The organism is Microcoleus sp. B9-D4 (genome assembly GCF_036705105.1).
Lineage (GTDB): Bacteria > Cyanobacteriota > Cyanobacteriia > Cyanobacteriales > Microcoleaceae > Microcoleus.
This window is the reverse complement of sequence record NZ_JAUBTS010000015.1, coordinates 96,127-107,456: the sequence shown is the minus strand read 5'-3', so window position 1 is coordinate 107,456 and position 11,330 is coordinate 96,127. Positions and strand designations below refer to the sequence as shown.

General features: G+C 43.6%; 7 protein-coding genes and 1 pseudogene. 5 read left to right on the top strand and 3 right to left on the bottom strand.

Annotated features, from left to right (window positions below):
* Positions 1-335 (top strand): annotated as a pseudogene (locus QUB24_RS12055) (hypothetical protein); the annotation flags it as partial.
* A gap of 4 nt (positions 336-339) precedes the next feature.
* Here the strand turns inward: QUB24_RS12055 and QUB24_RS12050 are convergent.
* On the bottom strand, positions 340-708 hold the full coding sequence (locus QUB24_RS12050) for a phage holin family protein (RefSeq protein WP_333153391.1): 369 nt from the start codon (positions 706-708) through the stop codon (positions 340-342).
* A gap of 109 nt (positions 709-817) precedes the next feature.
* Here QUB24_RS12050 and QUB24_RS12045 point away from each other — a divergent pair, with 109 nt between their 5' ends.
* Positions 818-1,315 (top strand): pentapeptide repeat-containing protein, encoded by a 498-nt coding sequence (locus QUB24_RS12045; RefSeq protein ID WP_333153390.1) that lies wholly within the window; start codon positions 818-820, stop codon positions 1,313-1,315.
* A gap of 369 nt (positions 1,316-1,684) precedes the next feature.
* Here QUB24_RS12045 and QUB24_RS12040 read toward each other — a convergent pair whose 3' ends face one another.
* Positions 1,685-2,680 (bottom strand): acyltransferase, encoded by a 996-nt coding sequence (locus QUB24_RS12040; RefSeq protein WP_333153389.1) that lies wholly within the window; start codon positions 2,678-2,680, stop codon positions 1,685-1,687.
* Between the two features lie 528 nt (positions 2,681-3,208).
* Here QUB24_RS12040 and QUB24_RS12035 point away from each other — a divergent pair.
* Positions 3,209-4,456, top strand: coding sequence for an ISL3 family transposase (locus QUB24_RS12035; protein WP_333153388.1), 1,248 nt, complete (start codon positions 3,209-3,211; stop codon positions 4,454-4,456).
* Positions 4,457-4,544: 88 nt separating this feature from the next.
* On the opposite strand, the gene QUB24_RS12030 is transcribed toward QUB24_RS12035, so the two are convergent.
* On the bottom strand, positions 4,545-6,746 hold the full coding sequence (locus tag QUB24_RS12030) for a transglycosylase SLT domain-containing protein (protein WP_333153387.1): 2,202 nt from the start codon (positions 6,744-6,746) through the stop codon (positions 4,545-4,547).
* Positions 6,747-7,083: 337 nt separating this feature from the next.
* Here QUB24_RS12030 and QUB24_RS12025 point away from each other — a divergent pair, with 337 nt between their 5' ends.
* Complete coding sequence (locus QUB24_RS12025; RefSeq protein WP_333153386.1) at positions 7,084-8,562, top strand: leucyl aminopeptidase; 1,479 nt, start codon at positions 7,084-7,086, stop codon at positions 8,560-8,562.
* A 412-nt stretch (positions 8,563-8,974) separates the two neighbouring features.
* Positions 8,975-11,197: a PAS domain S-box protein gene (locus QUB24_RS12020; RefSeq protein ID WP_333153385.1), complete on the top strand. Its 2,223-nt coding sequence runs from the start codon at positions 8,975-8,977 to the stop codon at positions 11,195-11,197.
* The last annotated feature ends 133 nt before the right edge of the window (positions 11,198-11,330 follow it).

Here is an 11,330-nt window from a genome sequence, read left to right as displayed (position 1 = left end):
ATGCCTGTTCCACAATTCTCAACAACAGGCAAGATGCCTGTTCCACAAAGAGTGAATCTGCTTGTGGGGTGGGCATCTTGCCCGCCCGTACCATTCTCAACAACAGGCAAGATGCCTGTTCCACAATTCTCAACAACAGGCAAGATGCCTGTTCCACAAAGAGTGAATCTGCTTGTGGGGTGGGCATCCTACCCGCCCGTGAAAAGCTTTTAGTCCCTAAACAAATAATTCGCAACAAAAATCCCCCCCTTTCACAAGGAGGGGTTAGGGGGGGTTCTGCGGTAACAGTAGCCGTTGCAGTTTCCCCGATCGAGTATCTGGAATATCTGGGATAATGTACTACTGAGACAAAGTATTGGCATTCACAAATCGACCAATCAACCCAGAAACGAATGACAACACAATGGAACCCAACAAAGCCGGCCAAAAACCGTTAACCGCAAAGCCGATATTGAACGCACCCGCCAACCATGAAGCCAGGGAAAGCGAAATTGCATTCACAACGAATAAAAACAAACCTAAAGTAATAATGGTCAAAGGCAGCGTCAGCAATGTAAGAATCGGTCTGACAACCGCGTTCACCAATCCGATAACAACAGCAGCCAGCATCGCCGCCGGAAAGCTAACCACCGCAATACCTGGTACAATGTTAGCGGTAATGACCAGCGAAACTGCAGCTACTATCCAAGTTAAGAAAAAACTTAGCATATCTTTTTGTCCATCTCCATCACTATTAATTAAGATTTTAACTGTTTAGTCGATCGACCAAAGTTCGGGATACACTACGAAATACCCACCTTGCGAGAATATCAGAATTATGAAACTCCGGCAACTAGCAGCATTCCTTTTGGCGCTAACTATCTTCATCCTGCCGCAGCCAGCCCAGGCTCAATCTAAATATTACGCTCCGCCGTTGTCCTTTAGCAACGCCGAACTGACAAGACGCGATTTTTCCGGTCAAATGCTGCGGGCTGCTGAGTTTTCTAACGCTAATATGGACTTGACTAATTTTTCTAATGCCGATTTGCGGGGAGCAATTATGAGCGCTTCGGTGATGACTGAGGCGAATTTGCACGGAGCAAATTTAACTAATGCAATGATTGATCAAGTTAAATTTACTAAGGCTGATTTAAGCGATGCCATATTAGCAGAAACAATTTTGCTGCGTTCTACTTTTGAGGGAGCTGATATCACCGGCGCTGACTTTACTGATGCAATTATGGACGGATCACAAGTTAAAGAATTGTGCACAAAGGCAAGTGGGATTAATTCTCAAACTGGGATTTCTACTCGCGATTCCTTGGGATGCCGCTGATTTATTTTATCATTCCATAATTTCAATTTCTGGAATATTGATGAGGGGGGGGGCTAGAAGCCCAACCCCTACTCCCCACAAAATCAATACACAAAATAAATTTGTTTGTGGAACAGGCATCTTGCCTGTTCCGGGCTAGAAGCCCAGCCCACAATCAATAAATACACAAAATAAATTTGATGGTGGAACAGGCATCTTGCCTGTTCCTGATGCCATTGTCATCTTTTTAGGGCGGGCTAGAAGCCCAACCCCTACTCCCCACAAAATCAATACACAAAATAAATTTGGTTCTTCCTTACTTGGTATGCTAAACTAACAATTAAAGTGCCAAGTAAGGAAGAACCTGTAGTTGAAAGCATTTATATACCATCAGATTAATTTTTTTTGCGCTAGAGTTTGAATCCAAGTAAGTGCGACAGCCGTTACAGTAACAACTAAGAACGTTAGCAAAAAATAAGCATTTGGGAATATCTTCGCCCAATAATGCAAAGCAAGTATATGCCACAAATAAATCCACATCGAATTAGCGCTGACAAATACAATGGAATCTACTACAGTTTTCTCTTTAAACAATATTAAAATTTTATCAACAAAGTTGTACAAAAATGTTGAAATCCCTAAAGCGTAGGACAAATAATAAAGTCTTGGTGGATATTTAAATTCTTGCGTAGAAATAAAATGTCCTAAAGTAATAAAACTATTGAAAGAAAAAGCAACAAAGATTCCTAAGCAAAGAATAGCTATCATCAATCGTTCACGTTTATTTAGTGTGTGAAGTGCCATGCCCAGTCCAGCCAAACATCCGTAAACGATTGCGTACATAAGATAATCGTTAATCACTACGGATAACCAAGGAATGGCTATCAAATATTTTGTGAGGGTAAGAAGACTTAATTCGTACAGCAGGTATATTCCTGCAAGGATACCGAGAAAGTGAGTATTGTTAGGAAGTCGTTTGTGGAGTTGGTAAATAGCTGGTGAGACAGCAGCTACTAAAATGAACACTTTAATTATCCACACGTATCCAATACCATCAAGCAATAAGAAACTTCTAACGACTTGTCGTACTGTGAACGGAAAATGTTGCCCAGCAAAATGATATATGCCGTAAGCAGAAACAAAGAAGAATGTGAGAAAAATCCACACTGGTGGGACTAATCGCAAAACTCGCTTTTTTAGATAAGTTCCATAAGACAACGGTTTCCTTGTAAAAGAATGATAAAACAACGTACCCGAAATGATTACCATTAGCGGTACATCAAAGTTTCTTAGCTGGAATATTAACTGAGGAGGATTGCAGTGAGCAAGGATTATGCAAAAAACTCCTAGTGCCTTCAACAAATCAAGCCGGATGTCTCTATTCACTTTCTTGTCCCGTATTAAACTCCAGTATAATACCAAGTTGGCTAGCTTAGTATTGTTACTTTTTTGTTACAAGTTGCTGAGCCATTTAAATCCCGTAGCGCCTTTGACTATTTGTGGGTTGTTCATCAACCAATTGCATCGTTTAACTAAAATATTCTCTAACTCGTCTAGATCGTTAAGTGGTTTAAATGTTTTTTATATCGGGGTTATCTATCAATAGTCCGGACAGTTTTCAGTCACTAGCGGCCTAGTGCGGGTTTCAGCCTTCTCAGTTAGGTCAAGTGCTAGCGGTAGAATGAGGGTTTCAGCCTCTGTCTCAAAGACTGTCCGGAGTATTGATCTATACACCAGTCAACAAATTTTTTGGCTCTTCAGTAGTTAATATGCTAAATCAACAGCTAAGCCAGGAAAGAAAGACAAATGAGGCTAGCAAAGTAGTTGGTAGAGTCATTACCGGGGTTGACAGACGGAGCTCATTTATTATTAACTATAAGCAAAAGCTAGAGGGGTTAGGTGAATTGAACAGCCATGAGAACAAAAAAGGAGATAAAGTTTTTAACAAAGCTGTTGAATATAGAGGGAATAAAAGTAATCTCACATCGTCAGCATGAAGGGATTGGAATAATTTTGCAGGTGGAAGGAATCGGTAAGGAAAGTAACTGCCCACGTTGTGGAAAAAAAAGTCATAGATTACATCAAAATCATCGAACTAGCGTCAAAGATTTACCTTGGGGAGAAAACTTCGTATTTTTAGAAATCAACAGACGACAGTTTAAATGTGAAAAATGTGTCAAGCCATTTAGTGAAGAGTTGGAGTTTGTCAGAAAAAGAAGAACCTATACGAAACGGCTAGGAAGAGCAATAATCCAAGAAGTGTTAGAGAACGATATCCACAGCGTAGCGAAAAAAGGGGTGGTGACAACAGAAGAAATAGAAAGGATGTTAAAAGACGCATCGAAAGAATACTTGAAAGCCAAGCCTAGCGAGGTGAAGAGATTAGGGATAGATGAAATAGCTGTAATTAAAGGAAAAGGAAATTACTGTGCAGTATTAATAGATTTAGAGAAGTCTAAGTTAATTGGGATAATGGATAGAAGGAAACAAGAAGAAATTAGGGAAGTGCTGCTCGGATGGGGTAAAGAGATATTAGAGCAAATAGAAGAAGTAAGTATAGATTTGTGGAAAGGTTACAGAAATCTAGTGAGAGACTTGATGCCAAATGCTCAGGTGGTCGCCGACAGATTTCATGTAATGGCACAAATAAATAAGGAATTAGATGCCCAAAGGAAGCGAGAGAAGAGACAGGTAGAAGATTTAATTAAAAAAGCAGAATCGTCAGAAGAGAAAGCAGACCAGGAGAAAATTTTAGAAGGATTGAAGAAAAGTAAATACGTGTTATTGAAGAACGAATCAGATATAAATGAAGAGCAAAAAGCTAAACTCCTGCAAGTTAAAGATGTATCTTCTACTCTCAAAAGTATGCAGGAATTAAAAGAAAAAATTAGAAGGATTTTCGAGCAGTCTAATAATTGGTTGGTCGGTTTGTTGAAACTGGGAAGATGGTTGTTAGAAGCTAAAAAATATTTTCCCGATAGTCAGAACACTATTATTGGTTGGCTAGATGAGATTATTGCTTACTTCGATTATAAGACTACGAGTGGTGTTGTCGAAGGAATCAACAATAAACTCAAGTTGATTAAACGTTCTGCTTACGGGTTTAGAAACTTTGAAAACTTTCGAGTTAGATGTTTGCTTACTTGGCAGTTTGACTGTTAATTTAGCATACTAGCTAATGAAGAGCCATAAATTTGTTTGTGGAACGGGCCGGAGAGCCCGTTCCTGAAAGCTTGCTTAAACCAATTTACTAAGGCTTTGCTTTTTTCTGAGCAGCCGCATAATGCTCACTCATTAACTGATTAACTTCTGGATTGTAAATCCGCAGATAATTCCAGTAATTCTCAAACACCGACTTCACGTATCCTTTCGTTTCAGGAAACGGAATCTTTTCCGCAAAAGCATCCGGGTCACTAAAATTAAACCTCTTCAACCAATCTGCTACTGCATTCGGCCCGGCATTGTAACTCGCCACAGCTAACATCGAGTTATTCTTGTACTCGTCGTGAGTGTGATCCAAATACCACGTACCAAGTTTAACGTTGTCGTCCACATTCTCCAATGAATACTTTTTGAGGCTGATTTGTTGAGCAACCCAAGCTGCTGTTTCCGGCATTACTTGCATTAAACCGGTAGCGCCAACTGATGATTTGATGGCGGGCATAAACCGCGATTCTTGCCGGATTAAGGCTGTTACTAATACTGGATTTATTTGGCGCTCTTGCGACCATTTGACAATGGTTTCTAAGTAAGGAAAAGGATAAAGTGCTTGCCAATAAATCGGTTGCTGTCTGAGTTCGAGGTATTGGGTTCTATCATCGGGTTTATCGCGCTGCCGCAAACTCCCAACCATCCACAAACCGTCTAAATTGTCTCCGACTGCTACTCGCATTAAACCGTCGGTAAACTGTTCGGCAATACTTGGTTCTACGCGATCGATAAATTCTATTTGCCACAGCGTCCAAGCATCTCTATCTTGACCTAATTGATAGAGTTCTTTCAACGCAGGAGAACCTGCCATTGGTTCGGGGCGCTGAGGCGGCCGCACTACATTGGGAGACAAATCTCGGACTGTGGTAAAGTCGCCGACTGGCCAGCCGAGAAGTACAGCCGATCGCCACGCAAAATATGATTCTGGATAGCGTAAGATCGTGTAGTCAAATGCAGTCTTGGCGTCTTGTTGGCGGCCGAGTTGCTGTGCCCATTTCCCGACCCAAAATGCTGCTTCTGGAGCTTGTTCGCTGTCGGGATTGTGGGTGGTTAATTCTCTCGCCCACTGCCAAGCTGATTTTAAATCTCCGCCTTTGGCAAACTGCTGGGCGATCGTCCACCGCAATTCCCCTGCTTTATCAGAATTATTGTATTTTGTCAAGAGCAACTTCCGGGTATCTGAGGCGGATTGACCACTGCGTGCTTTGTCAAGAAGTTGGGATTTATCTAACAAAGCTTCGGGGGCATAATTGGGGAATTTGCTAATAACTCGATCGAGCAAAACGATCGCTTCTTTCGGTTCGCTCAGCCGCGATAGCCGAATTAAACCCAAACCAGTATCTTCGGCATCGGGAAACTCGCGCACTAATTCTTGATAGGCAATTCTCGATTCCGGGATTTTTCCGTCGAGCCACAAACCGCGAGCTTTGCGGTAAAGATTTTTGGCGTTGCGGGGAGCTTTCCCGTAAGCAATAGCTCCTTTGCCATAATCTTGTTTTTCCCAATAGCCAAAGGCAATTTCTTCCCAATCTTCCGGTTTCAAACCGGCGCTGTTTCGCTGCACCAGTTGTTCCAAAATTGTCCCGTAATCTTTGACATAATGACCGTGTTTTGCTACGAGCAGCATCAACTTCGGCTGATTGGGATTTTCTTTTAACTTGCGGAGGGCAATTTCTACGCTGCGGGGATGAGCGGGAAATTCAGTAATTGCCTGTTGCCAATATTCCGGTTTTGACTTGCCTAAAACATATAAAGCTTCCGCTGCTACCGGGTCGCTCGGATAGTTTTTGAGGAGTTCCTCCCAAGCTTTTTGAGTTTTGCCTTTGTCGCCGCTTAATTGGTAAGCTTGCGCCCTTTTTAGGGCAATGTGAGCAGCTAAAACCGGATATTCTTGTTCTAATTTGTCCAATAACTTTAATGCTTTGGCCGCATTTCCTTGCTGAATTAAATCGCTGGCAAGCAGGTAGCGGGCGCGGCTTTGAGGGGAGATTTCCTGCTGCGGGTTCGTACTTGCAGGCTGACTGGTTGCGAGTTCAACTAATTTCGCCGATCGCTCGCTCGGTGACAGCGACACCAGCATCTTGACTTCCGATTCGGAATTCGCTGCATTCACGGGCTGCTGAGCCTTTTGGATCGAGCCAAAACCCATCCATTTCATCGCAGCAACCAAAGAGCCGATCGCAATAACGCAAACTGAAACGCTGATTAAAACAGAAAATCGGGCCCGGCGTCGTTTTAGCATGGGAAAATTTAAGAGAATAACAATAGATAACCGATCGTTTGTCAAGAGCCATCACAGGCAGGATGGGTGTTCCACGCCATCACAGGCAGGATGCCTGTTCAACGAGAAATAAATGTTAATAGTGGGGCAAAAACGGACAGCCGACCCCCAAACAGATGATTGAGATTGGTGGAAGATCCGATCGCAGGGGGACTTGGCTGATATAGTAGCAGAATTTATTTTGATGTGGAGCCGAAAATTTGTGCGATCGATCTATTTCCCCGCACCAAGAAAAAAGCCCAAACCACCCAGTACAAAGTACAATCAAAAATCTAAAATCTAAAGTGTAAATCAAAACATGGAATTTCTAGTCACCGATACGCCCCGCTCTGTTTGGACAGGAGACGCCCTGGCAATTGGTCTATTTGAGGACGGCTTGGAACTCACGGGCGAGCTGGCACAATTAGATGAAAAGCTTGCAGGCACTTTGAAAGAGCTGCTACTGGAAGTAGATTTTAAGGGCAAAGTGGGCACGAGCGCCATCACCCGCGTCGGCGGCAATAATCCCATTCGCAAAATTGCGATCGTAGGTTTGGGCAAAACAGAGGACTTAAAATTAGACACCGTGCGGCAAGCTGCGGGGGTTTGCGCCAAGTTAGCCAAAAAAGAGAAATGCAAAACCCTCGGAATTAGCTTTCCGGTGTGGAAAAACGCGCCGGATTCTACAGCAAGCGCCATCGCCGAAGGTGTAGAACTCTCCCTGAATCAAGACAACCGTTTCAAATCGGAACAGGAAGACAAAAGCCCGCAACTCGAACAAATTCATTTGCTCGGGTTTGCCGGTACCGAAAGTGCGATCGCCCGCGCCCGCCAAATCACTGCCGGAGTCATTTTAGCACGGGAATTAGTCGCAGCGCCGGCAAATTTTGTCACCCCGATTACAATGGCCGAAACTGCTCAAAGTCTAGCTGCCGAATGCGGTTTAGAATTAGAAATATTGGAGCGGGAAGACTGCGAAAAACTCGGCATGGGAGCCTTTCTCGGCGTTGCTCTAGCATCTGATTTACCGCCGAAATTTATCCACTTAACTTACAAACCCGAAGGCACACCGCGCCGCAAAATAGCAATTGTCGGCAAAGGATTGACCTTTGATTCTGGCGGTTTGAACATCAAAGGTGCGGGCAGCGGCATTGAAATGATGAAAATAGATATGGGCGGCGCTGCGGCTACTTTAGGAGCGGCAAAGGCGATCGGACACATCAAACCAGATGTGGAAGTTCACTTTATCAGCGCCGTCACTGAAAACATGATCAGCGGCCGCGCCATGCGCCCTGGAGACATCCTTACAGCTTCCAACGGCAAAACAATTGAAGTCAACAATACCGACGCTGAAGGTCGTTTAACCTTGGCTGATGCTTTGGTATTTGCTGATAAATTGGGAGTTGACGCAATTGTAGATTTAGCAACTCTAACCGGGGCCTGCGTAATTGCTTTAGGCGACGATATCGCGGGTTTGTGGAGTCCTCAAGATAGCGTCGCCGCCGAAATAGTCGCTGCCTCAGAATTGGCAGGCGAAAAATTTTGGCGAATGCCGATGGAAGAAAAATATTTTGAGGGATTGAAAGCATTGCACGCCGACATGAAAAACACAGGCCCACGTCCCGGCGGTTCGATTACGGCGGCGCTATTTTTGAAGCAGTTTGTGAAGGATACTGCTTGGGCCCATTTAGATATTGCCGGCCCGGTTTGGACTGACAAAGAAAATGGCTACAATGGCCCTGGGGCTACTGGTTTTGGTGTTCGGACTTTGGTGCATTGGGCGCTGGGCGGTGCTTAATTGTGGATTCCCAGCGGAAAAATTGAGATTTTCTCTGCCTTAAAAGTCTGCTAGTCAATCTGTGAGCCTGGGGTTTTTAACCCCAGGCTCACTGCTTAAGTCATCTAAAAGAAAATTTAATAGCGATCATTAACAATTTAAATGTTTCTGAAGCAATCAGTAGGCAAACCTATGTATTCCGTCACAGGGAGCAACGTAAGCGTTGCTAGCCGTGACGCTCACCATTGCTCATACTTGGGCAAAGCTTCGTTCCCAGGGCCCAACCTCGACAGTTTTGATATTTCCTGAAAAAATAGCTGTTTCATAAAAAATGAAAAAAGTATATAATTATGTAAATATTTCACTAGCCGAAATCAAATAATTAGATTTGATCTGATTTGCATTGGTACAGATAATTTTTTTCTTGAACTTTATGCAAGAACAATTAACAATTTTTTTTTCCACACTTGCTGTATCTTCTACACTAGCCTGCAACGTGGTGCCGGAGTTGCGATTGTACGCTGTTTTTGACTCGCTGACGGCACTGGCTTATTGCTCGATCGCCCTCTCTTTAGTTTATTTTACCCGCCAAGGTTCTCACCGCAAGATTTTCCGGGTGTTTGCCGTTGTTTTTTTTGCCTGGGGCGCTGCTAAATTGACGGAAGTTTGGACGCTTTGGCATTCCATATATTGGCTGTCGGTAACTCTCAAAGCTGCAAGTGCTTTGATTTCTTTGCTTTTAGCCGCAACCGCCCTCGCCCTCATGCCGAAAGCACTTGCCGAGTCTGGTTTCAATCAAAAAGAAAAATTTCAACAACAGTCGTTAAAACAGGTAGAAGAAAATCAGCACCAGCATGATATCCAGAAAGGAGAATTGGCAAAACAAGCGCTCAATTTTTACCCTTCAGATACTATTGTCGATCGCGCTTTAGCTCTCAATTCGCTTAACGAACAGTTAGAAAAAGAAATTGCCGATCGCCACCGGGTTGAGGAAAAGTTACAATTGACTCAGTTTGCGATCGACCGATCGGCAGATGCGATATTCTGGATCGGGCCCGATGGTAAATTTTTGTACGTCAACGACGCTGCTTGCACTTCATTGGGATATTCTGCTGCAGAATTGCTCTCGATGACCGTGCACGACATCAATCCAGATTTTCCCCAAACTGCTTGGAGTTTGCACTGGAAAGTCTTAAAACGCTGCGGTTCGGTTAATATTGAAGTTCACCACCTCACTAAGTACGGTCGCATTTTTCCGGTAGAAATTACGATCAACCATTTAGAATTTAACGGCAAAGAATATCAGTGCGCGTTTGCTCGCGACATTAGCGAACGCAAGCGGATTGAGGCAGCTTTGCGAGAAAGAGAAGAAGAATTTAGGTCATTAGTTTCTAGCATTCCCGGTGCGGTTTACCGGTGCAGTGCTGCGGGGCGATCGAGCGTAACTTTTATCAGCAGTGGCATAGAAGCTATTTCCGGCTATCCTGCTGCTAACTTTATGCAAAAACCGGTGCAGGCTTTTCCGAGTATAGTTCATCCCGATGACGTTGAGCAGATCGAGACAATTATCGATCGGGCTATTAAGACAAAACAACCTTACATCATCGAATATCGCCTAATTCACTGCGACGGAAATGTGCGGTGGGTTGCAGAGAAAGGTCAAGCCATTTTCAACGCAGACGGTGAACTTTTATCTCTCAACGGTGCCATTTTTGACATAACAGAGCGCAAAGCAGCGGAGGATGCTTTGCGGCTCTCCGAGGCGATCGCCAACAACAGAGCCCAGCAGCTAGAAATCGCTCTCAAAGAACTTCGAGAAACTCAAGCTCACCTAATTCATACCGAAAAAATGTCAAGTCTCGGTCAAATGGTAGCTGGAGTAGCTCACGAAATTAATAACCCTGTCAGTTTTATCTACGGCAATATTTCCTACGCCAGCCAATATATCCGAGACTTGTTGCAGCTTGTGGAACTTTACCAAAAACACTATCCTCAGCCCGTGGTAGAAGTTCAAGAATGTATTAACAATATCGATTTAGAATTTCTGAGAGAAGATTTACTAAAAATATTATCTTCGATGAAAATGGGAGCAGATCGCATTCGCGAAATAGTTCTGAGCTTGCGAAATTTCTCGCGTTTAGACGACTCGGTAAAAAAGCCTACCAACCTTCACGAAGGCATAGACAATACGCTCCTAATTTTACACAACAAACTGCGCGCCAGAGGCGACTATCCCGAAATTAAAGTAATCAAAGATTATGGTAAAATCCCTTTAATTGAATGTTATGCAGGTCAGCTAAATCAGGTATTTATGAACCTGCTTAGCAATAGTATTGACGCCTTGGAAGATGCTTGCAACCAAAAAAGGCGAGCGGCAGCCGGCGGTGACGATTGGGAACCAACTATTAGCATTCGCACAGAAGCCCTGAACGAAAATAGTATTTGCATCCGCATTTCCGATAATGCGATCGGCATGACAGAAGACGTGCGGAGCCGATTATTTGACCCGTTTTTCACGACAAAACCGATGGGAAAAGGCACTGGTTTAGGGTTAGCCATCAGTTACCGAATTGTCGCGGAAAAACACGCCGGAGCCTTGAGCTGCCGTTCCACTGTAGGAGAAGGTACGGAATTTGCGATCGAGATTCCTTTATGAATTAGTGCGACGGAAGTATCAAGAACTTGGCAGAAGTTATCGCTCACTATAAATTGTAAAGTGTGGTGTAAAAAACTTTTAAGTTTCAAGAAAAATCCCCAAATTGGCTATAATATCAAATCCGGTAGCATCG

What these genes read in the sequence shown, in the direction of transcription:
- QUB24_RS12035 (WP_333153388.1), top strand. Translation starts at nt 3,209, where the DNA reads ATGAGAACAAAAAAGGAGATAAAGTTTTTAACAAAGCTGTTGAATATA.
- QUB24_RS12045 (WP_333153390.1), top strand. Translation starts at nt 818, where the DNA reads ATGAAACTCCGGCAACTAGCAGCATTCCTTTTGGCGCTAACTATCTTC.
- QUB24_RS12030 (WP_333153387.1), bottom strand. Translation starts at nt 6,746, where the DNA reads ATGCTAAAACGACGCCGGGCCCGATTTTCTGTTTTAATCAGCGTTTCA.
- QUB24_RS12025 (WP_333153386.1), top strand. Translation starts at nt 7,084, where the DNA reads ATGGAATTTCTAGTCACCGATACGCCCCGCTCTGTTTGGACAGGAGAC.
- QUB24_RS12050 (WP_333153391.1), bottom strand. Translation starts at nt 708, where the DNA reads ATGCTAAGTTTTTTCTTAACTTGGATAGTAGCTGCAGTTTCGCTGGTC.
- QUB24_RS12020 (WP_333153385.1), top strand. Translation starts at nt 8,975, where the DNA reads ATGCAAGAACAATTAACAATTTTTTTTTCCACACTTGCTGTATCTTCT.